Source organism: Paraburkholderia sp. RL17-381-BIF-C, from assembly GCF_046026435.1.
In the GTDB taxonomy this organism is placed as follows: Bacteria; Pseudomonadota; Gammaproteobacteria; order Burkholderiales; family Burkholderiaceae; genus Paraburkholderia.
The window spans coordinates 1-25073 of record NZ_JARESX010000045.1 but is presented as its reverse complement, the minus strand read 5'-3'; the positions used below and the strand labels follow the sequence as shown (position 1 = coordinate 25073).

Sequence of the window (25073 nt, the reverse complement as noted above, 5' to 3'; positions counted from 1 at the left end):
CGTTTTCATTCGTGCCTGCGGCGTGAGCCGCCGCGCTTTACTTCACGCGCATGCCCGGCTTTGCGCCGCTATCCGGTTCGAGCACGTAGAGGCCCGGTTCGGCTTTCTCATCGGTCGCGGAGGCGGCCAGCACCATGCCTTCGGACATGCCGAACTTCATCTTGCGCGGCGCGAGGTTGGCCACCATCACCGTCAGCTTGCCGACCAGTTGCTCCGGCTGATACGCGGACTTGATGCCCGAAAACACGTTGCGGGTTTTCTCCTCGCCGACGTCGAGCGTGAGTTGCAGCAGCTTGTCCGACCCTTCCACCGCCTTGCAGTCGACGATCTTCGCAATGCGCAAATCGATCTTCGCGAAGTCGTCGATCGAGATGATGCCAGGCGTTTCCTCGTTAGCGGGGACCGCTTTGGTTGCCTTCGATTTGGACTTGGCGTCGGCCGGCGCGGCGGCTGCTGGCGTAGCTTGCAGCGAGTCACGATTGGCCGCGATCAGCGCTTCGATCTGCTTCGGATCGACGCGCGTCATCAGATGCTTGTACGCGTTGATCGGCCGGGTGGAACTGAGCGGCACGTTGGCGTCCGCCCACACCAGCGGCTCGATGCCGAGGAAGCCTTCGACCGCTTCGGCGAGCTTCGGCAGCACCGGCTTGAGCGCCAGCGACAACAGGCGGAAGGCTTCAATGCTCACGGTGCACGTTTCGTGCAGCGCGACGCCGTTCGCCGGGTCTTTGGCCTGATCCCACGGCTTGGCCGTGTCGACGTACGCATTCACGGCGTCGGCCAGTTCCATGGTCTGACGCAGCGCGCGGTTGTACTCGCGGGCTTCGTAGTTCGCGGCGATTTGCGGCACGGCGGCGCGCAACGAGGCGAGCAGCGGATGCTGCATCGCGCTGTCCTGCACGCGGCCGTCGAAGCGCTTGATCAGGAACCCGGCGGCGCGGCTCGCGATGTTCACGTACTTGCCGACCAGATCGCTGTTCACGCGTGCCTGGAAGTCGTCGAGGTTCAGGTCGAGGTCTTCCATCGTGCTGTTCAGCTTGGCCGCGAAGTAGTAGCGCAGCCATTCCGGATTCAGGCCCGTTTCGATCACGCTTTGCGCGGTGATGAAGGTGCCGCGCGATTTCGACATCTTCGCGCCGTCCACGGTCAGGAAGCCGTGCGCGAACACGTTGGTCGGCGTGCGGTGGCCCGAAAACTCGAGCATGGCCGGCCAGAACAACGTGTGGAAATACAGAATGTCCTTGCCGATGAAGTGATACTGCTCGGCCTTCGAACCCTTGCGGACCCACGCGTCGAAATCCAGACCGCGCTTTTCGGCGAGGTTCTTGAAGCTCGCGTAATAGCCGACCGGCGCGTCCAGCCACACGTAGAAATACTTGCCCGGCGCGCCCGGAATTTCGAAACCGAAATACGGCGCGTCGCGCGAGATGTCCCAGTCGGCAAGCTTGGCTTCGCCGGCGTCGCCGAGCCACTCGCGCATCTTGTTGGTGGCTTCCGGCTGTGCCAGACCGCCCACCCACGCGCGCAGGAAATTCTCGCAACGCGGATCGGAGAGACGGAAAAAGTAGTGCGTCGAGGTCTTGCGAATCGGCGTGGCGCCCGAAACGACCGAATACGGATTGATCAGTTCGGTGGGCAGATAAGTCGAACCGCATACTTCGCAGCTGTCACCGTACTGGTCTTTCGCGCCGCATTTCGGGCATTCGCCCTTGATGAAGCGATCCGGCAGGAACATTTCCTTGACCGGGTCATACGCCTGTTCGATATCGCGCGCGTCGATCAGGCCGGCTTCCTTGAGCGCCAGATAGACGTTTTCGCTGAGAACGCGGTTCTCTTCGGAGTCGGTCGAATAGTAATTGTCGAACGAAATCCCGAAGCTGTCGAAATCGCGCTTGTGTTCCTGCCAGACGCGGTCGATCAGCTGCTTCGGCGTGAGACCCTCTTTCTCCGCGCGCAGCATGACCGGCGTGCCGTGCGTGTCGTCGGCGCCAACGTAGTAGACCTCGTGCCCGTGCATTCGCAACGTCCGGACCCAGATGTCCGTCTGGATATATTCGACCAGATGGCCAATATGGATTTGCCCGTTCGCATACGGAAGGGCCGACGTGACGAGAATCTGGCGGCGGCCTGAGGGCGCGCCTACGGAGAGATCGGTTGCGGGTGCTGACATAAGGATAATGGGAGCCTGCGGTGGGACGAAGGGTTGATTCTAGCAGGGCAGGCACCCGGCGCGGGGCGGGCCGGGTGGGGCGCGGCCTGAGTCGTTGCCGGCCAGGACGGTATGTGCCCGGGAGGACTACCACGGTGCGTAAACCGAGCGCCCAAAAAAAACCGGGGCTATTAACCCCGGAGCAACAACGACAAGAGGAGAATGGTGACGCGGCGGCATCGCCAGCCACGTACCGTAAAGACAGACAGCGGATTTTCCGCAGAGTTCGAAATTTTTTTCGTTCTCGTGCGAGATTCCTTTCTCCCGCCTTCCACGGCTTTCTCAAGCAGAGCGCTCGCGGGCGCTGCAGCCCGGCGAGCGGTTTCCTCAATCTCCCCAAGTCCTGTGCTTATTGCGTGGCGTGCTGAGCCGTGGCGCGCAGATAGATTTCCACGCGGCGGTTTGCGGCACGGCCGGCTTCGGTGTTGTTGTCGGCGATCGGCTGGGTCTGGCCCATGCCTTGTGCCGACAGGCGCTGCGGCGCGACGCCGCGCTGGCCCAGGTAACCCGTCACGCTTTCGGCGCGGTTGACCGACAGCGTCTGGTTGTAGGCCGGCTGGCCCGTGCTATCCGTGTGGCCGACCACCTGAGCGATCAGTTCCGGGTTTTGCTGCATGGTTTGCGACAGTTGGTCCAGCACCGGCGCGAACGACGGCTTGACTGCGTAACTGTTGGTGTCGAACGTCACCGAGCTCGGAATGTTCAGCTTGAGCGAGCCGTCCGGTTGTTCCGTGATCTGCGTGCCGGTGCCCTTGGTGGCGCCCGACAGCTTGTTATGAATGGCTTGCCAGTTGTAGCCGGTAATGCCGCCCACCGCCGCGCCGACACCAGCGCCGATCGCCGCGCCCTTGCCGCCGCCGAAGATCGCGCCCAGCGCCGCGCCAGTACCAGCGCCCACCCCCGTACCTACCGCCGTGTTGGTGCCCTGTTGGGTGGCGCAGCCTGCCAGCAATGAACCGGCAACGGCAAAGACAGCCAGGCGAGTCATGATTTTTGCATTCATTTTAAATTCCTCTTGAGTAAAGCGAGTCAGGCAAAAAAGGCAGCGACAAGCGACCAATCTATACGGCGAACATGACGGCAGTAAAGCCGTCGGCTCGATAATAGGAGAAGTCCTACACCTGATTCAGCCTCGGTCCGACAGTGAAGAAGGGTCTTCCGGCAAGGCGTGGCGCCAGCCACTACAATGGTGGTTGAAGCACGCAGCGATGCGGCCCCATTGCGTTCCGCCTGCCCGAAGGGTGCCCGGCGCACCGGGTTTTCGCAATGCTGTCTAACAATTTCTTTCAAATTCCGGCGCGTGGCCGAGACTTCGATTCCGCTGCGCCGCAGGTGTTCCCCACGGAGTGTCAATGAGTATCGATCGGGCTTTGGTCGACGCTGCCCTCGCAGCCGTCGCTGACCCCAACACCGGCCGGCCGTACGCGGCGGCCAGGAACGTCAAGAACGTCGCCGTGCAGGGTGACACGGTTAGCGTCGAGGTGGTACTCGGCTATCCGGCCATGCGTCAGTTCGACGCTATCCGCGCGCAGTTCGCCGATGCGCTGCGCGCCGTGCCCGGTGTGGCCGACGTGCAGGTGCAGGTGTCGCAGCAGATCGCCGCGCATACCGTGCAGCGCGGTGTGAAACTGTTGCCGAACGTCAAGAATATCGTCGCGGTGGCGTCGGGCAAGGGCGGTGTGGGCAAGAGCACCACGGCCGTGAACCTGGCTTTGGCACTGGCGAGCGAAGGCGCATCCGTCGGCATTCTCGACGCGGACATCTACGGCCCGTCGTTGCCCATGATGCTTGGCATCGTCGGCCGCCCGGAGTCGCCCGACGAGAAGTCGATGAACCCGATGACAGGCCACGGCTTGCAGGCCAACTCGATCGGCTTCCTGATCGAGCAGGACAACCCCATGGTGTGGCGCGGCCCGATGGCCACTTCCGCGCTGGAACAGCTGCTGCGGCAGACCAACTGGCACGATCTCGACTATCTGATCGTCGACATGCCGCCGGGCACCGGCGATATCCAGCTGACCCTCTCGCAACGCGTGCCGGTGACGGGCGCCGTGATCGTCACGACGCCGCAGGATATCGCGCTGCTCGACGCGAAGAAGGGCCTCAAGATGTTCGAAAAGGTCGGCATTCCGATTCTCGGCATTGTCGAGAACATGGGCATGCATATCTGCTCGAACTGCGGCCACGAAGAGCATATCTTCGGCGCCGGCGGCGGCGAGCGCATGGGCAAGGAATACGGCGTCGACGTGCTCGGCAGCCTGCCGCTCGACATCGCGATCCGCGAGCAGGCCGACTCCGGCAAACCGACCGTGGTGGCGGACCCGCAGGGCCGTATCGCGGAGATCTACCGGTCGATCGCGCGCAAGGTGGCGATCCATATCGCCGAGCGCGCGCGCGACATGACGTCGAAGTTTCCCAACATCGTCGTGCAGAACACCTGAGAAAACGCCGGGGCGCTCTTGACAGCTCTTCGGACACGGGCCCAAGGCGTCTGTTTGCGCCTGGTCTCGCGGTATCATGTCGACTTCACGAGTTCGGCTCGGCGGCCGCAGGGGCGGCCACCAGGCCGGCAAGAGGATCGCATGGGAAAACGAATCGACGGGCAGGCGGTGCATGCGTTCATCGTCCTGGCTGCCACCAGTGTGCTGTTATGCGGCTGCAGCGCGTTCCTGAGACCACAGGAAAAACGCGCCGACGCGCAGCTGCTGCCCACCGTGGGCAATCAGGCGCGCGGCCTCGTCACGTTCATCGAGCGCTCGGACGGCGTGCAGGTGACCTACAATCTCGCGGGCATGCCGCCCAATAGCGACCACGCATTGCAAGTGCACGAACGCGGCGACTGCAATGCCGCGGACGGCTCCAGTGCGGGCCAGGTGTTCTCGCCGGCCGCCGAGCGTCTGAAAACCGGCGCGCGGGTCGAAGGCGATCTCGGCAACATTCACGCGGACGCGAACGGTGTGGCCACGGGCTTCATCGTCGCGCCGGACGTCTCTCTGGACGGCATCCGCTCGGTGCTGCAGCGCGCGGTTCTGCTGCATCACGACGCGACCGATCCGTACGCCTACCCGCAGCATGGCGCGGGCCCCGCGCTCGCTTGCGGATTGATTCGTCAATGAGTCGCCAATGAGCCCCGAACGCGCCGCACAGTCGCGGGCGGCGCGCCTCGCGAGCGCTCGGCAAGGCGTTCTCGAGACATGCCAGAAAGCGTTCCCGGCCCCACCCGCAGCAGCATTCTCACTATCGCGTAAAATAAGCGCCTTTCGTTCGGCTGCCCGGCCGGAGTGCCCGCCCTGGCCACGCTGCCACGGCATTCAGCCGGGAGCGTAGCGCGTCTGAACGGCACGCCGTCAGGGCCCGCACCCGCCAGTGAGCGTAGTGCGGGCGCGCACGCAGTTAGCCCCAAGTGACCCGGGACTTACCGGGTTGTTATCCGTCACACCCCTGTCATTCACGTCGAGCAGCGTTCACCTATGACTATCAAATCCGACAAGTGGATCCGGCGCATGGCCGAGTCGCACAAGATGATCGAGCCGTTTGCGCCCGATCAGGTTCGCGTCTCCGAAGACGGCCGGAAGATTGTCAGCTACGGCACGTCGAGCTACGGCTACGACATCCGCTGCGCCGACGAATTCAAGATCTTCACGAACATCAACTCGACCATTGTCGATCCGAAGAATTTCGACGAGAAGTCGTTCGTCGACTTCAAGGGCGATGTCTGCATCATCCCGCCGAATTCGTTCGCGCTCGCGCGCACGGTCGAGTATTTCCGCATTCCGCGCAGCGTCCTGACCGTGTGTCTGGGCAAGTCCACGTATGCGCGTTGCGGGATCATCGTCAACGTGACGCCGTTCGAGCCGGAATGGGAAGGGCACGTCACGCTCGAATTCTCGAATACGACACCTTTGCCTGCGAAAATCTACGCGAACGAAGGCGTCGCTCAAGTGCTGTTTTTCGAAAGCGACGAGATTTGTGAAACGTCGTACGCGGATCGCGGCGGCAAATACCAAGGCCAGCACGGCGTCACGTTGCCGAGAACGTGACGTCCGCAGCGTACTGAACCACCAGCCATACCGGGTGACCGCTGCAATTGACACAATGCAGCGGTCGTTCTTTTTGGAGAATCGCCCATGAAGTTTCGTTTTCCCGTCGTCATCATCGACGAAGATTTCCGCTCCGAGAACATCTCGGGTTCCGGCATCCGGGCTCTGGCCGAAGCCATCGAGAAAGAAGGCGCGGAAGTGCTCGGGTTGACGAGCTACGGCGATCTGACCTCGTTCGCGCAGCAGTCGAGCCGCGCCTCGTGCTTCATCCTTTCGATCGACGACGACGAGCTGCTGCCGTACGTCGATAACGTGGTGGTGGAAGGCGAGACGCCGGAGCTGGCCGCCGCGATCGTCGCGCTGCGCGCGTTCGTGACCGAAGTGCGCCGCCGCAACGCCGACATCCCGATCTTCCTGTACGGTGAGACGCGCACCTCGCGCCACCTGCCGAACGACATCCTGCGCGAACTGCATGGCTTCATCCACATGTTCGAGGACACGCCGGAGTTCGTCGCGCGCCATATCATCCGCGAGACCAAGGTGTATCTGGATTCGCTCGCGCCGCCGTTCTTCAAGGAACTGGTGCAGTACGCGGACGAAGGCTCCTACTCGTGGCACTGCCCGGGACACTCGGGCGGCGTCGCGTTTCTGAAGAGCCCGCTCGGCCAGATGTTTCATCAGTTCTTCGGCGAGAACATGCTGCGCGCGGACGTGTGCAATGCCGTCGACGAACTCGGCCAGTTGCTCGATCACACGGGTCCGGTGGCGGCTTCTGAACGCAACGCCGCGCGCATCTTCAGCGCGGACCACGTGTTCTTCGTGACCAACGGCACGTCCACGTCGAACAAGATCGTCTGGCATGGCACGGTAGCGCCGGGCGACATCGTGCTGGTTGACCGCAACTGCCACAAGTCGATCCTGCACGCGATCACCATGACCGGCGCGATTCCGGTGTTCCTCACGCCGACGCGCAACAACTTCGGCATCATCGGGCCGATTCCGCGTAGCGAGTTCGAGCCGGAAAACATCAAGAAGAAGATCCTCGCGAACCCGTTCGCCCGCGAAGCCCTCGCGAAGAATCCGGAGCTCAAGCCGCGCATTCTGACCATCACGCAAAGCACGTACGACGGCGTGATCTACAACGTCGAGATGATCAAGGAAATGCTCGGCGACTGGCTCGATACGCTGCACTTCGACGAAGCCTGGCTGCCGCACGCCGAATTCCACGAGTTCTATCAGGACATGCACGCGATCGGCGCGGGCCGTCCGCGCATCGGCGCGCTGGTGTTCGCCACGCACTCCACGCACAAGTTGCTGGCCGGCATTTCGCAGGCTTCGCAGATCGTCGTGCAGGATTCGAAGAACAGCCGCTTCGACAAGCATCGCTTCAATGAAGCGTATCTGATGCATACGTCCACCAGCCCGCAGTACGCGATCATCGCCTCGTGCGACGTGGCCGCCGCCATGATGGAAGCGCCGGGCGGCACGGCGCTGGTCGAAGAGTCGATCGCGGAAGCGTTGGATTTCCGCCGCGCGATGAGCAAGGTCGACGCCGAATACGGCGACGACTGGTTCTTCAAGGTGTGGGGCCCGGAGACATTCGCCGAAGAAGGCATCGGCTCGCGCGAAGACTGGATGCTGCGCCCGAACGACGCGTGGCACGGTTTCGGCCCGCTCGCCGAAGGCTTCAACATGCTCGACCCGATCAAGGCGACGATCGTCACGCCGGGTCTGGATATGGACGGCGGCTTCGGCGAGTCAGGCATTCCGGCCGCGATCGTCACGAAGTATCTGGCCGAGCACGGCATCATCGTCGAGAAGACCGGGCTGTATTCGTTCTTCATCATGTTCACGATCGGCATCACCAAGGGCCGCTGGAACTCGATGGTCACCGAACTGCAGCAGTTCAAGGACGACTACGACAACAACCAGCCGCTGTGGCGCGTGCTGCCCGAGTTCGTCTCGCATCATCCGATGTACGAGCGCGTCGGCCTGCGCGATCTGTGCGAGCAGATTCACAGCGTCTACCGTGCGAACGACATCGCGCGTCTCACGACCGAGATGTACCTGTCGAGCATGGAACCGGCCATGAAGCCGTCGGATGCGTTCGCCAAGCTCGCGCACCGCGAGATCGACCGTGTGCCTATCGACGAACTCGAAGGCCGCGTCACGTCGATTCTGTTGACGCCGTATCCGCCGGGCATTCCGCTGCTGATTCCGGGCGAGCGCTTCAACAAGACCATCGTCAACTATCTGCGTTTCGCGCGCGAGTTCAACGAGCGCTTCCCGGGTTTCCACACGGACATCCACGGGCTGGTCGGCGAAACGATCAACGGGCGCATCGAATACTTCGTCGATTGCGTGCGCGGCTGACGATGCGGCAAGTGACGTCCCCGTCGGGCACGCGCCCCGCTCGGCGCGTGGTCTGCGCGCTGTCGCTGGTCGCGGCGGCGGTATTCGGCGCGGCGTCGTTGCCGGCGCATGCCGAAGTCGCCGCCGCCGATCCGATCGATGCGTCGATGCGCGCGTGCCTCGCGCGCAGCGACATGTCGTCGACGGCGGGGCAGGTGCAGTGCATGGACAACGCGCGGATCGGCTGGAAGACCGCGTTGGACAATGCATGGCAGCAGCTTCAGCAGAAGTTGCCGCCCGCGCAGCGTAAGCAGTGGGAAAAGAGCCAGGCGAGCTGGCAGGCGTCGCGCGACGCCGAGAAGCAGTTGCTCGCGGCGGTGTTCGCCACGACGCACGGCTCCATGTACGTGCTCGCCGAAGCCGATATGCAGTTGCAGCCGGTACGCGACCGCGCGCTCGTGCTGCGCAGCGCGGTTGCGAAGGCGAACGCGGGCGGCGATCCGCCGCGCCGGGTGCGTGCCTGCGGTGCGGACGCGCAGTGCGAACACGCCATGTTCGATCTGAACCGCTACTACCGCCGCTTGCAGTCGAAGATGCCGGCGCGCACGCGTCCCACGTTGACGCGCGCGCAGAAGGCGTGGACCGCGTACCTGAATGCCACGACGCCGGTGATCGACGAGCGCGGCCGCATCGATATCATCGGCGCGCGGGTGGCGACGCTCAAGCGCTTGTCGGAAACAGCCGGCAACAGTTGAGCATGCGTTGGGCGGCGCGCTTCAGTTGAGGCGCGCTCAATTGAGTATGTAGCCTTCGGCTTCCGGGTTCGGCAACGGGAGAGCCGGTTCGCCGAGCAGGTCGCGCATGGAGTCCTCGATCACCGTCGACATCATGTGAAGTGCGAGGTCGTTGTCGTCGGTGCCGAAAGGCTCTTCGATCTGCGACGCAATGGCTTCGTGCGCCATGAACGTGTACGCCACGAACACCGCGAACACGGGCGTGAAGATGCCGATGCTGTCCACCAGTCCGAACGGCAAGGACGCGCAGAAGAAATACACCGTGCGGTGAATCATCACCGAGTAGGCGAACGGCAGCGGCGTCGAAGCGATGCGCTCGCATCCGCCGATCACATTCGAAAGTCCATTCAAATTCCGATCGAAAGCGATGACCGCCATCGGATCGATCGCGCCTGCGCGAGCCTGTCGTTGCACCCATTCGCCAAGGTAGAGCATCAAGGTGGCCGGCTTGTAGCGCGACGCCATGACGCGCTCGAAAAGCGCTTGCGGCAGGCGTGCGGCGAGGTCTTCGTGCGGGTCGCTGCTGCGCAGTTGATGACGCAGCGCGTGGGGAAGGGCGCTGAGCGCGGTGAAAAATTCCCGGACGTCTTCTTTCGGCAACGGCCGGGATGGCAAGGTGAGCACCTGACGGATGAGCGAGCGCGACTCGTTCAGCAGTTGTCCCCAAAGCTTGCGAGCTTCCCACCAGCGGTCGTAGCTGGCGTTGTTCCGGAAGCCGAGAAAAACCGCGAGCGCAATGCCGATCAAGGAGAACGGCGCGGTGGTGTTGAGATTCAGCGAGATCGGCAGCAGATGGTCGTGAGCCGCCACGGCCACGATCGAAATGCAGAAGATCAGAAAGAGCCGCGGGAGCAATCGCGGCAGGACTGAGCCCTGCCAGGCGAGCAGCATGCGAAACCAATGGAGATGCGGGCGGATGATCATTGGGGTGTTCTTTGCGCCTGAGGCCGCGGGATGCCTATTATCGCTTTTTTGTGTTCCGAGTTTTGCGGCTTTAAAGCCCCAGACAAACCGCCCCCGCCGCAACGATCACGCACGCGAGCCAGCGCTGTGCGCTGACTGTTTCCCGCAGCAACACCCGCCCGATCAGCACCGCGAACACCACGCTGGTCTCGCGCAACGCCGATACCGCGCCCATCGCGCCCGACTGCATCGCCCAGATCACGATGCCATATGCCGCGATCGACACCAGGCCACCGGCGAGCGAGGAGCCCACGGCCATCGGCGCCACCCGAACCGGTGCCCACAGCGCCGAGCTTCCGCGCATCGCGATGAACAACACGGGCATCAGCCAGTAGAACAGGAACATCCACGCGGTGTAGGCGAGTGCGCGGCCGTCCGATAACCGCACGCCCATGCCGTCGACCACGGTATAGAGCGCGATCGTCGCGCCGGTTGTCAGCGCGGCCAGCGCACTCGCGCGCGATACACGCCCCCCCTGCAGCGCGATTGCGATGATGCCGCCGGAGATCATCACGATCCCGAGCGCGTGCAAGGGGCCGATCGCTTCGTGAGCGAAGAGCGCCGCGCCGAGCGTGACGAGCAGCGGCGATGAGCCGCGCGCGATCGGATACGCTTGCGCCAGATCGCTGCGCCGGTACGCCCGCACGAGGGTCGCGTTGTAGACGATATGCAAGAGCCCCGACGCGACGATATACGGCCAGGCCGCGCCGCTCGGCGACGGCGTGAACAGGACCACGAGCGAGGCGACCGCCGCGATGGCGATGCTCATCCACGTCATGGAGAGGAAGCGGTCCCGGTTGCCGTGCAGCATCGCATTCCAGCTTGCGTGGAGCAGGGCGGCAACCAGAACGAGACCGCCGGTGTAACTGAGCATTGAGGCTCCAGACTCGAAAGGGTGTGGGAGATTGCGCGCCGCGAAAGGCAAGAAGTGGCCGTCCGATGTTCTCGCTGACCGTTTATGGCTGTCGCCGCTCAAATCGGCAGTGCAGCAAGCAGGATATCTATCTTGTCGTTCGTCAACAAACGAGATAAATTGGGTCGTCGTGTTAGATAAACTATCGTGAATGAAACGGGTTCTGCCTCCACTCAATGCATTGCGTGCCTTCGAAGCTGCAGGGCGGCTCGGCAGCTTCAAGGAAGCGGCAGCCGAATTGCACGTCACGCATGGTGCGGTAAGTCAGCACGTGCGTCTGCTCGAGGAGTGGCTGGGCGCACCGTTATTCGAACGGCACAACCGGCGTGTGGCGCTGACTACCGCGGCGCGGGCGTACCTGGAGGAAATCGGTCCGTTGTTCGAGCAGTTGTCGCAAGCAACGGCGAGATATGGCTTCCCCGCAACGCTCTCGCGAACCTTGACCGTGAATGCGCCCGCCACGTTCACGCTGCGCTGGCTGGTGCCGCGACTGGCCGCGTTCCGCGCCGAGCATCCGGACGTGGAGGTCAACGTGGTGACCTCGAACGAGTCGGCGGAGAGTCTGAAAGACGTCTATGACATTGTCATCCGGGGTGGTCCGGATACGTTCTATGGCTATTCGATGCGGCCATTCCTGTCCGAAGAGCGGATCCCGGTCTGTAGTCCGGCGCTATTGCAGCGACTGGCGCTTCGAATACCCGACGATATGCGGCAGCATACGTTGCTGCACACGTCGAGTCTTCCGCGGCTTTGGCCGGACTGGCTGGCAAGCGCAAAGCTTCCCGAACTCAGGCCGGCTGCCGCGCTCACTTTCGACCATTTCTATCTGACGTTGCAGGCTGCCATCGACGGGATAGGCATTGCGATGGGGCCGACTGCGCTGGTATCCGACGATCTTGCGGCTGGCCGGCTTGTCGCGCCTTTCGCTGGGCCGCGTCTGCCGTCGCGGAGCTATTGCACCTATGTTCCGGATGGCAAGTCCGCGGACGACCTGGTCATGCTGTTCCGCTCATGGCTGGAACGCGAGGGAATGCGGTCCCAAACTGCGACGCCGCGCCAAAAACGCGGATTAGTTGATCGATCTGCCGGCAGAGTGTCCGGCTTTCTCAAGCGCACTCGCAACGAGTAGGCGCGAGGTGCGACTCGACTATCAACTCATGGTATCCGACAGCTCTGTCTGACGCATGGCTCGCGTCGATGCGGACGACGGCCTTGTCCGGGAATGCCGCTCATTAGCCTTCACAGTCGATCACGGAATGGTGAAGTCCGTGTCGCAAACTGGAAGGGTCTGTTACACGGCATAGATGAATCGCAGTAACCCGGTTCGCGCGAAGACTAATGAGAATCTGTTTTCTTGCGCTTTGCAGTGCAGAGAGGATGAGTGGCTGGTCAAGCGAAAAGCGCCACCCGTCAACGGTTTTCACAACATATCCTGTACCGGCAAAGTAATTAGGATGCCGTTATATAAAGTCCTCACGAAGCCATCGTCAAAAAACCAATAACACGATCGGTGATTTGTATATGACAAGAGATCAGTTCCGCTGCAGCGGACAGACTTCTAGCATCGACTCCCTCTAACGGCACAACTCGCACTGTCACCATTTCCCGGAGTCAACTTTGACCAAGAAGCTCTTCCTGGGCGCTACTGTCGCGGCCAGCCTGATCGCTCCGCTGGCGCATGCCCAGAATTCAGTCACACTTTATGGCCTGATTGACGCCGGCATCATGTACACGAACAACGTCAAGAAAGGCTCAAGCGCAGGCTCTCTCATTCAGGCGACGAGCGGCAACATCAACGGTAGTCAGTTCGGCCTGCGCGGCAACGAGGATCTCGGTGGCGGACTGCATGCGATCTTCGTGCTCGAGAACGGCTTCAACATCCAGAACGGCAAGCTCGGGCAGAACAACCGCCTGTTCGGGCGGCAGGCTTACGCCGGTATCGATGCGGCTCAGTACGGCACGCTCACATTCGGCCGCCAGTACGACTCGGGTGTCGACTTCGTCGCGCCGCTCTCCGAGGTGGCGTCGACGTTCGGGAAGACGGGCTTCGCGCACCCATTCGACAATGACAACCTGGACTACTCGGTACGCATCAACAACGCCGTCAAGTTCAATAGCCACAGCATTGCGGGGTTGAAATTCGGAGCGCTTTACGCGTTCTCGAACAGCACGGACTTCAGCTCGAATCGCGCCTACAGTGTCGGTGCAAGTTACGGCAACGGACCGTTGAACTTTGCCGCCAGCTATTTGCAGATCAATGGATCGAATAGCACCAACACGTCGGGCGCAATCGACACGGCTGAATCGACAGCCAACGGCACCGGTGGATTCGTGCTCGGCGCGGATGTGCAGCGCGTTGCGGCCGCGGGTCTGAACTACGCGTTTGGCCCGGCCGTACTCGGCTTCGTGTATTCCCACAGCCAGTACCAAGGCACGAAGTCATTCGGGTCGGCCGGTGGCACAGTGCGCTTCGACAATTTTGAAGTCAACGGCCGCTACGCACTGACGCCAGCGCTGAAGCTGGGCGTCGCTTACGTCTACACCGACGGTCATGCCACTCGCACGACGACCTACGGCGCAGACCCCAAGTGGAATCAGGTCAATGCGCAACTGATCTATTCACTCTCGAAGCGAACCGATGTCTACGCGGAAGGGATGTTTCAGCATGTGAGCGGCAAGCAGTACGTTGCGTTTATCAATACATCGGGCGGCGCGTCGTCGACTGCAAACCAGGTGGTTGGAACCGTCGGATTACGAACCCGGTTTTGAGGGGCTCAGCGAGGAGGGCGGCACGCCGTGAAGATACATCGTGATCGAAAGTCAGGGGCACGCGAATTCACATCCGCGCCCTGCGAGCTTGCCAGCGAAGGCGAATCAGCGACATCGTCTCCGATTCGCCTTCACGGCCGCCTTACTCCTCGATAGCCGCATGCAGGAATTTTTCCTGACGCGCAGCATGCATCGACCGGTAACCCGGTGCAGTCGATGCCGTCGCCTCCGGCCCGACATAGCGCAGCGCCGCAGGTGCCTTCACAATTTCCAACAGCGGTTCCAATACGAAATTCCACGCACCCTGGTTTTTCGATTCTTCCTGACACCACACCACATCCTTCAGATTCGGATACCGCTCCAGTTCCGCACTGATCCGCTTTCCAGGGAACGGATACAACTGTTCAACGCGAATCAACGCGATATTGTCTTTCTGGGCCCTGCGCCGACGCTCCAGAAGTTCGAAGTAGACCTTGCCCGAACACAGGATGACCCGGTCCACCTTGGACGCTGCTTCCTGGGTAGGCGACTCGCCAAGAATCTCGTTGAATCGGCCTTGCGCGAGATCCTCGAGGTTGCTGACAGCCTCAGGGTGGCGCAGAAGCGACTTCGGCGTCATCACAATGAGCGGCACGCGATCACGCAGCACGGCTTGCATACGCAACAGATGGAAAATCTGCGCCGGCGTCGTGGGCTGCACAACCCGCATGTTTTCCTGGGCACACAGTTGCAGATAGCGCTCGAGTCGGGCGGACGCGTGTTCCGGACCTTCACCTTCCTGACCATGTGGAAGCAGCATCGTCAAGCCACTGTGTTGCCCCCACTTTGCAGCGCCCGCGGACAGAAAGTTGTCGATCACAACCTGCGCGCCGTTCGCGAAGTCGCCGAACTGCGCTTCCCACATCACGAGCGCGTTTTGTCGAACAACCGAGTATCCGTATTCGAAGCCCAGCACCGCAGCTTCCGACAGAACCGAGTTGGTGACCGAGAATCGCCCCTGGTCATCCGACACGTTCTCCAGCGGCACGTAGGTGCCCTCTCCCCGAATCGACCGCTTCTGATCGTGAAGCACCGCGTGGCGATGGCTGAACGTGCCCCGTTCACTGTCCTGCCCACTCAGACGTACGTCGATTCCGGCGGAAAGCAGGGAAGCGAAAGCGAGATGCTCGGCCATCCCCCAATCTAGTGGACGCTTGCCTTCCGCCATCTCGCGGCGGGCGCTCATCACTTTCCCAACGAGCGGATGCAGCGCATATTGCCCAGGTACGCTCGTGATCTTCAATGCGAGCTTCTGAACGAGATCTGGCAACGGAGCCGAGTAATAGATGCGGTCGACGTTTCCATCGAGCAACTGCGGCCAGGTCACCTCTTCGCTCTTTGTATCGACCGGCTTCTTCTCTTCGTTGGCTTGCGCAGCGTCAAGATGCTCACGGTAGTCGTGGACATATTTCTCCACGTCTTCCGTCGTCACGACCCGTTCGTCCACGAGCTTCTTCGCGTAGAGCGTACGGACACCCGGATGGCCTGCAATGGAGCGATACATCAACGGTTGGGTGATGTTCGGCGTGTCCTGTTCCTGGTGACCATGACGGCGGAAGCAGACCAGATCGATAACGACGCTCTTCCCGAACATGGCGCGAAAATCGATCGCGAGGCGCGTCGCCGCAACCACTGCCTCGGGGTCGTCGCCGTTCACGTGCAGGATCGGCGCCTCGATCATCTTGGCAATGTCGGTGCAATAGAACGACGAGCGCACATCGCGCGGGTCGGACGTGGTGAAGCCGACCTGGTTATTCACCACCACATGGATCGTGCCGCCGGTGCCGTAGCCTCTGGTATTCGACAGGTTCATCGTTTCCATGACGATACCTTGCCCTGAAATCGCGGCGTCCCCGTGAATCTCCACTGGCAGGACCGCAGCCGCGCCTTGCCCCAATACTTCGGCGCGCGCGCGCGCGATCCCTTGAATAACCGGGTTTACAATTTCGAGGTGCGAAGGGTTGAACGCCAGCGTGACTTCCGCCGGCCCGGTTGCAGTCGGGAGCAGGCCGGTAAAGCCCTTGTGATATTTGACGTCACCTGCCGGGAGAAGATGCGCGGTTTTCCCGTCGAACTCGTCGAACAACGCGGCCGGCGGCTTTCCGACAATATTGACGAGAACGTTCAGTCGCCCACGGTGCGCCATGCCGAGAATCGAGCTTTTGATGCCCTTGGTGGCGCCGTATGCAACCAGCTCATCCAGCAGCACGATGAGCGACTCGCCACCCTCGAGCGAAAAGCGTTTCTGACCGACGTAGCGGGCATGGAGGTATTTTTCAAGGCCCTCGGCTGCTGTCAGCCGTTCGAGGATGTGCAGCTTGTCGCCGGTATCCAGGGTCGCCTTCGCACGAGAAGACTCGAGACGCATCTGCCACCAGCCACGCTGATCGGGATCGGCGAGATGCATGAACTCGGCGCCCAGCGTCCCGCAATACGTTTCTGTGAGCGCCTGCACCAGATCGCCGAGCGTCGCGTCTTCGTCGGAGAAGTAAGTGCCGGACATGCTGAACTTCGTGTTCATGTCCGCGTGGGACAGATCGTAGTAGCCCGGGTTCAGATCACGCACCGGCGCCGGCGCGCTCCAGCGCAGTGGATCGAGATGAGCATTGCGGGTGCCGACCATGCGATAGGCCGAAATCAGTGCCTGCACCGCGACTTGCTTCTGGGCGAAACGGAGTACGTCGTCCTCCGAGCGTCCTCCGGTCCGCACCTGTCTGGCCAACTCGACAAAGCGCGATACGACCGGTGCGTGCGCAACGTCGCCTGCGTCTGATCCATCCACTGCGGGCACGCCCTGCAACGCGTCGAAATAGCCTCGCCATTCATCCGACACTGTGTTCGGGTCGGCAAGGTATGCCTCGTATTGCTCCTCGACGTAAGGAGCGTTGCCTCCAAACAGGAAGGAGGTACTGCGATTGCGCATCATCATGATGACTCTGTCCTCAGCCGGGACCATGCCCGATATCCGCCACGAATTTACCCAGGGCAGCACCCGTTTCCGCCTTGGCCACGCCAAAGCTTTCGCAGGGACACGAAGACAAAACTTGGATGCGAAACGAGGTGAGATTCCACGCCACGTAATTCGCGTCAACTTGTGCAAGACCCCGTGACTCATGCCACCAGGTCCCTGTGCCCGCCAGGACCAGCAGTCTCCTGACTGCTGGTAAACACAGTCTATGTTTTGCGGGTCCTTTCCGACGCTTCAACTGTGATGGTTTTGGGACACTCTTCGTTGGTTCCCGGCCACGACGCCAGGGCTTCCAGAATCTCGTATGTGTGCAAGGTCGAGCTGGTTCGACGCGAGATCGAACCGCCAGAAACGGCGTTCAATCTCGCCCGATGCGACGCTTCGGCTCTGCACAGGCGCGCAGTGAGAACACGCCAGGCCGACGCTCATCACTCAGCAGTCGGCCGCGCTCCAATCAACGCGACGCCTGGGGGTTGGCGTAAGTGGACTCCCAGCCGCCGCCCAGCGCTTTGCAGAGGGTGATCAGGTTCGCGGCTGCGCTCGCCTTGCTTTGTTCCAGGTTGCTCTCGCCGTCGAGCAGTTGCTTCTGCACGTTCAGCACGTCGAGATAGTCGAGCGCCCCGGCCTTGTAGCGCTGCTGCGCTATCGAAAGCGCGCGCTGGTTGAGCGCAACCACCGTCGTCAGTTTGTCGCGGCGCAGCTGCTCGGCATCGTAGACGACAAGCGCATCGTCCACTTCGCGCCAGGCGTTGAGCACGGTGTGTTTGTATGCTACCGCGGCTTCCTGTTGTTGTGCCTCGCGCAGGTTCAGTGTTCCCTTGAGGCGGCCGCCCTCGAAGATCGGCATCGTAATGGAGGGTCCGACAACAAACTGTCCGGACGCCCAGTTGGCAAGACTCGAAAGCTGAAGACTCTGAAAGCCCGCGCTGCCATTCAGCGATATGCGCGGATAGAAGTCGGCTTTTGCCATGCCGATCGACGCCGTGGCCGCATGCAACTGCGCCTCCGCCTTGCCGATGTCTGGTCTGCGTTGCACCAGTTCAGACGGAAAGCCGATCGGCACCTGTAGCGGCAAATCGGGCACGTCGCGCGGTTCGGCGAGCGTTTGCCGAAGCGCGCCTGGCTCCTCGCCGAGCAATACGCCAATCGCGTTGATCGTGGTCTCGCTTCGCGACTCGAGTGTCGGAATCAGACTTTCGATCGACGCCACCTGCGCGGATGCGTTGGCCACGTCGAGATCCGTCGTCACGCCTTCATGCGCGCGTACTTGCGTGAGCTTCGTGGCGTTGCGAGCAATCTCCAGATTCTGTCTCGCGATCCGCAGCAGCGACTGGGTGTCGCGCAACTCGATATAGTCTCGCGCGAGTTCAGCACGAGCCGACAGCAGAATTGCGTTCCGGTCCTGGTAAGAAGCATCCGCCAGCGCGGACGCGGCTTCGACACCGCGTCGAACTCCGCCCCAGATATCGATTTCCCAGGACGCGTCGAAACCGGCTTGATAGAGGTTGTATGCCGGCGAACCTTTGGAGCCCGGCAGCGGCGCCACGCCAAGCGGCGCGCTGCCCGAAGCGGATTGCGGCTGGGATTGGGTCGGGCTGACGCCGAGCAGCGACAGAATGCCATTCGGACTTCCGCGTTCGCGGTTGTACGAGGCTGCACCGTCTAGCGTCGGATATTCCGCTGCCCCCGCAACGCGCTGTTCGGCCCGGCTTTGCCGAAGGCGTGCCGACGCCGCGGCCACATCGAGGTTCGCATCGGCCAGTTTCTGTTCGAGCGTGTTCAGCGTGGGGTCGTTGAACAGCGTCCACCAATCGGGATTGAATCCGGCCTCGACGGCCTTGCTCGAGGCTTGCGCGGATTGGGTGCGCTCAAAGACCTGCGCGGGCGTCGACGCCTTTGGACGTTCGAAATCCGGTCCAACGGTACAACCTGCTATCACCAGACACGCCAGTATCTCCAGCGCCAACACGCGGAAGGAAAAGTCGCTCGCATTCATTTTCTATCTCCCGCCTCCGCCAACGTGTCGGCGTGCTGACCGACGGCGACTTCCGTTTCGACAGACAGCCCCACGCTCAGCGCGGACGCCGCCTCCTGGCCTCGGTCGATGGAGATCTTGACAGGCACGCGTTGGACCACCTTGGTGAAGTTGCCCGTCGCGTTATCGGGTGCGATCGGCGCAAAGCTCACACCGGTTGCGGGAGCAAGACTATCGACACGGCCGCGGATCACAACGCCAGGAAAGCTGTCGACCTTGATCCGCACACTTTCGCCAGGCCGCATGTGGGTGATCTGGTTTTCCTGGAAGTTGGCGACAACGTAGGCGTCGGAAAGTGGCACGATCGCGAGAATCGTCGCGCCTGGCGTCACGAATGCGCCGACTCGCGCGGAACGCCGTCCGACCTTGCCGTCCACCGGCGCATGAATCTCCGTATACGACAGGTTGAGCTTTGCCTGCTCAAGCGCTGCCCCGGCACGTGCAAGCGCGCCGGCTGCCTTATCGCGCTGGGTGCGCAGCACGTCCAGGTTCTGCTCGGTCGATGCCAGCACGGCGCGATCGTGCGCCTCGTGCGCGAGTTGCTCGGCGAGCGCGCTCGATGTGTGCTGTTGTTCCTGCGCAGTCCCCGCACCGGCCTCCGAGAGGTTCTGGTACCGCGCGGCGTTGGCCCGTGCGAATTCGATCGACGCGTCGTCGGCCTTGAGCGTTGCGCGCGCCTGCTCGACGAGCGAGGGCTGCCGCGCGATCTCGGCGTCGTAGTTCGCGACGGCGGCCTGTGCCGCGGCCACGTCCGCCTCCGCACTCATCAAAGCGGCCCGGAAGTCGCGGTCGTCAATACGGACCAGCAATTGCCCCGCTTTGACTGCCTGGTTATCGTTGACGAATACGTCGGATATCTGGCCTGCGATACGCGGCGCCACGAGCGTGAAATCGGCCTCGACATAAGCGTCGTTGGTGGATTCGGTATTCGAGCCGCCTGACAGGCTTGAGCAAGCCCATGCGCCTACGCCGACCGCGACGACCAGCGCGGCGGTACGAACGATTTTGAGGGGAGATCGAGCAATGGTTGACATGATATCGGCCCTTAATGGGAAGAGGGCGGCGTAGTGCTCCACGGCGGGTAAATACGCACGGGCAACACTGGCACGAGGAAAAGAAGCGCGATGGCCACACCAGCCATCACGCGATAGAGATCCGCCGAGGTCAGTACCACTGCCTGTTCGTGGATCCGGTGAGCGAGTTCGCCGAGACTGTGAGTCGCGTCGACACTCTGGCTAGTCACGAGCGCGTGGTTGCCTAAATGGTCCACGAGCATGTTCGAGTGAAGACGTTCGCGATGCGTGCCCAACCCTTCGATGAGCGCCGTCGCCACAGCCGCGGAAAATGTCTTGAGCGAGTTGAACATGGCCGAAGCGAATGGACCGTCGGTCGGCGCCAGGCCCGTCGTGACGCCCATCAGGATCGCGAGAATCACCATGGGCTGCGCGACGATCTGTATGGATTGAAACCAGTAGAAGTTGTCGCGGATCCACTCGGACGTGATGAAACTACCCATCAGGCACGTGGTGATCATGAGAGACAAGCCAATGGCCATGACCCAGCGGTGGTCGACCCGCCGCAGGTTCAGGACGGCAGCTGTCAGAGGCAGTGCGATCAACAGCGGGAGCGCGACCAGCAACGACAAGGGGGCGGTCTGCAGCGGCCGGTAGGCGTGAACCCTGGCGAGATATTGGCCGGGGATGGCCGCCACGCCGACCAGCAGTATGACCGCGCCCAGGAGTGTCGTCAGTCCATGCGCGAAGTTTCTGCGCGACAGCAATTGCAGCTTGAAGAAAGGCAGCGGGTGAAACCACTCGTTGACAAGGAACGTGGTGAACAACAGCGCCCCGCCAATAAACATCACGCGAATGAACCCGGAGTCGAGCCAATCGAGACGATCACCTTGTAAAAGGCCGATCACGAGCATGGCGACGGCCGGGAATCCCGTCAGAAAGCCGGTCCAGTTGAATGCGCCGAGTCGTTCGAGTTTGAGCGGATCCGCCGGAAGCCCTTGCTGGATCGCCACGCAGCTGACGATGCCAAGCGGCACGATTTGCCAGAAGGCCATTTGCCAGCCGACATACTCGGTCCACAAAGCCGCGAGCGGTGTGCCGAGCGCTGGTCCGAAGGTGGCCGTGAGCGCGTACCCGGCGAGTCCGTATAGTTTTACTTTCGGCGGAAGATAGCGCAGCGCCACGATGATCAACATTGGGGGAAGGCATCCGCCGGCCATCCCCTGAAGAACGCGCAACACATAGAGCGTGAGCAGGTTCGGTGCAAAGGGGCAAAGGATGCCGAGGAACATCGTTGCGATTACGGCGGCGATCGTAAACCGCTTGAGCGTGAAGGTGATTCCGAACCACGGAGCGAACACCATCGTAGCCACGTTAGCCGCTTCGAACAGGGCGGTCAGCCAGGTGCCGTCGTCGTGACCGATCGAAAGCGCGCCCTGGATATCCGCCATCGACACGGCAGTGACCTGCTCGTTGAGAATAGCCAGCAGCGACGCGAGCAGCATGCCGACGAGGCCGGTGGCGAGTCGAAGCGAAAGCGCGGAATGACGGGGCATCGGCTGCGCAGGAGCCGCTGTCCCGGGCACGGCGGCGGGCGCTTGCGAGCGCTCGACGATCGGTGCGTGCGCCTCAATGCTCGAAGGATTGCCAGTAGTCATAGGGGCCTCGTTGCTGCTCATGTTCAATAGGGCATCTAAGGATTGGCGCCGGAACTCGTGTGAGAGAGAAGATGCGAGGACCCGCGCTCAAACGAATCCAATCCTCACGGCTTACGCTGTACCTCTTCAAAGTATTGCGGCGCTTCGCGGCGATCGAACATGCCGTATTCGCGGACGATGCGGATACTCCGCTGGCGCAAGCCATCCGCCGTTTGCGCAGCGCGTTCGAACGCTTCGACTGCCGCCTGGTCTTGCCACGTCACCACTACGATCACGTCGCCGGGTGTCATCAGTGCGTCGAATACGTCCCATGAAACGAGGCCGGGCGCGTTCGTATCGACGCCAAGCGACTTCGCCACTCCTTCTGCGCCGGTCTGCTCGAGCCACGCCGGCGAGCACTTCGCATCGAGCAGCGTCACTGCGGTGCCATTGCCCGCTTCAGTGACATCCAGGCGCTGCTCGCGCAACACCTGCCCGGCGGGCAGCTGGTTATCGCTGACCACCTGGCCAATGCGCAAGCGGTAGTCGGCAAATACGCGGTCACGCGCGGCTTGCTGTATCTTGTGGTGCGCCGTCGTGGTGCGCCAGCGCACAAGCGATTTCTCGTCGCGCCAGCTCGACAGCGAAAGAAGCCATCCTTCGCGCGTGAGACTCGCATAACGGTTGTTATCGATGAATCCTTCGATCTTCTCGAGTTCAGGCCGCAACATTTTGGCCATGCCGAGGTAGGCGTCGAACTGTTCGGGTTTCGGGTTGACTTCAAGCATTGCGGAGAACATGAGGACCTCTTACATTGAGTTGGCAATACGACGCGACGTATTGAATCGAATGCGCGCTGCGGGCGCCTTTGGCCGATTCGTTGCGGTATTGCAGATAGCAGGCGCGTACAGGCATTGTGCGGGATGGGCCGATTAATGGGAGTCCAGGCTAGTTGAGTATTGGGCCAATGAATTGGCGATTTTTGCCAATTGGCAATGAATCGCCGGATAACCCTCACTGCCTGAAAGAGTGTCTTTCGAAGCGATGAGGTGATTGATTCGGTATGGAAAATATGTGGAGGCGGATTCTCAAGCGTGGAAAGAATCTGTCCTTGGACAATTTGTGTCTTCTTTGAGCCACTCGGCGTCGTGGCTCGTTACCATGCGGATCACTGCGCATAGAATCACGACGTGTTGGCGTGGTGAAAAAGGTAGGAAGCGGAATGGAAAGATTGCGTGAGATGGAGGTCTTCGTTGCCATCGTCGACCGGGGCAGCTTTACTGGTGCGGCCGAAAAATTCAGCATGTCAGCCGCAGCGGTGTCGCGAGCGGTCAGTGCGCTGGAAGCCCGTCTCGGCACGCACCTGCTCGCCCGCACGACCCGCTCGGTTCGTCCGACCGATGCGGGCATGACATACCTTGAAGCCTGCAGGAAGGTGCTGGACACCATCACGGACGCGGAATCGATCATCGCAGCCGACCAGCTCAATCCCGTCGGTACGTTGACCGTCTCCGCGCCGGTGCTGTTTGGCCAGCGCTATGTCGCTCCTCTGGTCAACGCCTTCGCACTGCGTTATCCGGACGTCAACATCAATGCCGTGTACGTCGATCGAACTACGCGGCTCCTGGAGGAGGGGGTGGATATTGCGATTCGTGTCGGCCACCTTGGGGACTCCTCGACATTCGCCATACCTTTGGGATTCGTGCGGCGTTGCACGTATGCCGCGCCGTCTTATCTGGCGAGGCATGGGGAACCTCTTCACCCCAGAGATCTGACCCATCACCACTGTGTGTCTTTCACCGGCGTCTCGCTTCCACTCGAGTGGGTGTTCAGCGAAAATGGTTCGAGATTGCCCGTCAGATTCCGGCCGCGGATGATCGTCGACCTTGGCCCCGCTGCCGTTCTCGCGGCCGTCGAAGGTGTGGGGATAATCCAGTTGCTGTCGTATCAGGCGGCTCCCGAGGTGCTCGAAGGCAAGCTCCAACCTGTCCTGACGTCATTCGAACCCGAGTCGATCCCGGTGAGCCTGCTTCACGTCGAGCGGCGAAGCAGCAGCGGCAAGATTCGCGCGTTCGTGGATTTCGTTACGGAGACCTTACGCAACAACGCGCACCTTCAAGGCGTGGACGTGACTGCGATACGAACTTCCCGATAAGCGGACACCAGTGCATCAAGGTCGAAGCCCCTGTTCAGTCCACTCGGATTGGGCAATACCCACGCGCATGCACCGCCGAATGGCTCTGTTTGTCGCCCCCAATCGATAGAGCGACTGCCCGAGATCGCGGCAAGCGCCATCTTTCCGAGGAAAGCGACGTGCCTTGGCGCGTACCGTTCGACCTTCCGCCGGAAACCATCGCCGGCCAGTTCGATCTCCGATCGCACAAGCTCGTCGGCACGCGCCGTCGGACGTGAAACCACCGTGGTGAGACCGTAGCCATATCGGAGAACCGTGTAGTCGTCTTCGGGCTGAATCTGTTCGGGAGTGAAGCCTGCGAGATGCATGACCCGCCAGAAGCGATTGCCTCGGCCTGCAAAGTGGTGACCCGTGGATGCCGCACGAATGCCTGGATTGATTCCACAGAAAACTAGCGTCAAGCCTGGTTCAAGGAGATCGGGAAGAGCCTGAGGGTAGCCGCCGTCGGTCACGGATGAGACAGTCCTTGAAAAGAAACCTGCTTGTCGGCACCGTTGGTTCCCCATCGCTGCGTGGCTGTCTCGCCGCGAAATCGCTGCCGATATTGTTTCGGTGTCACCGCGAGCCGCCGGGAGAAGGTGGTGCGCATATGCGTGGCGCTACGGAAGCCGCATTTGAATGCGACGGTCTTCAGCGGGGCATCCGAGTCTTCGAGCAACTTCCTCGCCGTGTCGACGCGAACCTGCTCGACAAATACGGACGGCGTCACCTTTGCATGCTTCGCAAATAGTCTGGAGAAGGTTCGCCGGCTCACGGCAACCGCGCTCGCGAGTTGTTCGATGGATAGCGCATCGGTTATATGCTCGGTCACATACCGGTGCACTTTGCCGATAATCGGATCTTCGTCCCGCCCGGTGCCAATATACGGGCTGTACTGAGACTGGCCGCCTTCCCGCTGGATATAAACCACGAGGCGTTTCGCGACACGCACCGCCAGCTCGTGTCCCCAGTCTTCCGCGACTAGCGACAGGCACAGATCGATGCCGGACGTCACGCCTGCCGACGTAAAGAGGCGTCCGTCTCGAACGAAGATCTTGTCGGGCTGCACACAAGCCTGCGGAAATTCATTGGCGAGGCGGCCCGCGTCCGCCCAATGCGTCGTCACTTCCTTGCCGTCCAGCAGTCCCGCATGCGCAAGCACGAATGC

General features: G+C 61.7%; 19 protein-coding genes. 8 read left to right on the top strand and 11 right to left on the bottom strand.

Annotated features, from left to right (window positions below; translation table 11 throughout):
• Window positions 1-37: 37 nt before the first annotated feature.
• Both metG and P0D70_RS24525 read right to left on the bottom strand, forming a co-directional pair.
• Window positions 38-2170, bottom strand: a complete 2133-nt coding sequence (gene metG, locus P0D70_RS24530) for a methionine--tRNA ligase (protein ID WP_408186366.1) — start codon at window positions 2168-2170, stop codon at window positions 38-40.
• A gap of 388 nt (window positions 2171-2558) precedes the next feature.
• Entirely contained in the window at window positions 2559-3212 is a 654-nt protein-coding gene (locus P0D70_RS24525) for a YiaD family glycine zipper/OmpA-like lipoprotein (RefSeq protein ID WP_091796422.1), read from the bottom strand.
• A gap of 349 nt (window positions 3213-3561) precedes the next feature.
• Here P0D70_RS24525 and apbC point away from each other — a divergent pair, with 349 nt between their 5' ends.
• The 5 genes from apbC (at window position 3562) to P0D70_RS24500 (ending at window position 9356) form a co-directional block, all read left to right on the top strand.
• Window positions 3562-4650 carry an iron-sulfur cluster carrier protein ApbC gene (apbC, locus tag P0D70_RS24520; RefSeq protein WP_408186365.1) on the top strand — a complete coding sequence of 363 codons (1089 nt, stop codon included), beginning with the start codon at window positions 3562-3564 and terminating at the stop codon, window positions 4648-4650.
• Window positions 4651-4791: 141 nt separating this feature from the next.
• Window positions 4792-5325: a superoxide dismutase family protein gene (locus tag P0D70_RS24515; RefSeq protein WP_007175917.1), complete on the top strand. Its 534-nt coding sequence runs from the start codon at window positions 4792-4794 to the stop codon at window positions 5323-5325.
• Window positions 5326-5679: 354 nt separating this feature from the next.
• A complete protein-coding gene (dcd, locus tag P0D70_RS24510) occupies window positions 5680-6249 on the top strand; it encodes a dCTP deaminase (RefSeq protein WP_007175915.1) in 570 nt (189 codons plus the stop codon).
• Window positions 6250-6336: 87 nt separating this feature from the next.
• Window positions 6337-8622 carry an arginine/lysine/ornithine decarboxylase gene (locus P0D70_RS24505; RefSeq protein WP_091796420.1) on the top strand — a complete coding sequence of 762 codons (2286 nt, stop codon included), beginning with the start codon at window positions 6337-6339 and terminating at the stop codon, window positions 8620-8622.
• Between the two features lie 2 nt (window positions 8623-8624).
• On the top strand, window positions 8625-9356 hold the full coding sequence (locus P0D70_RS24500; protein ID WP_408186364.1) for a lysozyme inhibitor LprI family protein: 732 nt from the start codon (window positions 8625-8627) through the stop codon (window positions 9354-9356).
• Between the two features lie 36 nt (window positions 9357-9392).
• On the opposite strand, the gene P0D70_RS24495 is transcribed toward P0D70_RS24500, so the two are convergent.
• Window positions 9393-10319 (bottom strand): bestrophin family protein, encoded by a 927-nt coding sequence (locus tag P0D70_RS24495; protein WP_408186363.1) that lies wholly within the window; start codon window positions 10317-10319, stop codon window positions 9393-9395.
• A gap of 70 nt (window positions 10320-10389) precedes the next feature.
• The gene (locus tag P0D70_RS24490; protein ID WP_408186362.1) at window positions 10390-11232 is read right to left on the bottom strand and encodes an EamA family transporter; all 843 of its coding nucleotides are present in this window, start codon (window positions 11230-11232) and stop codon (window positions 10390-10392) included.
• 190 nt (window positions 11233-11422) lie between these two features.
• Between P0D70_RS24490 and gcvA the strand changes: the two genes are divergently transcribed.
• On the top strand, window positions 11423-12400 hold the full coding sequence (gene gcvA / locus P0D70_RS24485) for a transcriptional regulator GcvA (protein WP_408186361.1): 978 nt from the start codon (window positions 11423-11425) through the stop codon (window positions 12398-12400).
• Window positions 12401-12888: 488 nt separating this feature from the next.
• On the top strand, window positions 12889-14040 hold the full coding sequence (locus tag P0D70_RS24480) for a porin (RefSeq protein ID WP_408186360.1): 1152 nt from the start codon (window positions 12889-12891) through the stop codon (window positions 14038-14040).
• Between the two features lie 142 nt (window positions 14041-14182).
• On the opposite strand, the gene P0D70_RS24475 is transcribed toward P0D70_RS24480, so the two are convergent.
• From P0D70_RS24475 to P0D70_RS24455, 5 genes are all read right to left on the bottom strand, one after another.
• Entirely contained in the window at window positions 14183-17008 is a 2826-nt protein-coding gene (locus tag P0D70_RS24475) for a 2-oxoglutarate dehydrogenase E1 component (RefSeq protein ID WP_408186384.1), read from the bottom strand.
• A gap of 493 nt (window positions 17009-17501) precedes the next feature.
• On the bottom strand, window positions 17502-19043 hold the full coding sequence (locus tag P0D70_RS24470) for an efflux transporter outer membrane subunit (protein ID WP_091796409.1): 1542 nt from the start codon (window positions 19041-19043) through the stop codon (window positions 17502-17504).
• Window positions 19040-20116, bottom strand: coding sequence for an HlyD family secretion protein (locus P0D70_RS24465; protein WP_408186359.1), 1077 nt, complete (start codon window positions 20114-20116; stop codon window positions 19040-19042). Before P0D70_RS24465 ends, P0D70_RS24470 begins: the two co-directional genes overlap by 4 nt.
• An 11-nt stretch (window positions 20117-20127) precedes the next feature.
• The gene (locus P0D70_RS24460; RefSeq protein WP_408186358.1) at window positions 20128-21753 is read right to left on the bottom strand and encodes an MFS transporter; all 1626 of its coding nucleotides are present in this window, start codon (window positions 21751-21753) and stop codon (window positions 20128-20130) included.
• 104 nt (window positions 21754-21857) lie between these two features.
• Window positions 21858-22532: an antibiotic biosynthesis monooxygenase family protein gene (locus tag P0D70_RS24455; protein WP_408186357.1), complete on the bottom strand. Its 675-nt coding sequence runs from the start codon at window positions 22530-22532 to the stop codon at window positions 21858-21860.
• A 422-nt stretch (window positions 22533-22954) separates the two neighbouring features.
• Here P0D70_RS24455 and P0D70_RS24450 point away from each other — a divergent pair, with 422 nt between their 5' ends.
• Window positions 22955-23887, top strand: a complete 933-nt coding sequence (locus P0D70_RS24450; RefSeq protein WP_408186356.1) for a LysR family transcriptional regulator — start codon at window positions 22955-22957, stop codon at window positions 23885-23887.
• Here P0D70_RS24450 and mug read toward each other — a convergent pair.
• Both mug and P0D70_RS24440 read right to left on the bottom strand, forming a co-directional pair.
• Window positions 23848-24378: a G/U mismatch-specific DNA glycosylase gene (mug, locus tag P0D70_RS24445; RefSeq protein ID WP_408186355.1), complete on the bottom strand. Its 531-nt coding sequence runs from the start codon at window positions 24376-24378 to the stop codon at window positions 23848-23850. The genes P0D70_RS24450 and mug overlap by 40 nt on opposite strands.
• Window positions 24375-25073, bottom strand: a 699-nt coding sequence (locus tag P0D70_RS24440; protein WP_408186354.1) for a GlxA family transcriptional regulator, incomplete at its 5' end; no start/stop codon positions are given. The genes P0D70_RS24440 and mug, both read right to left, overlap by 4 nt.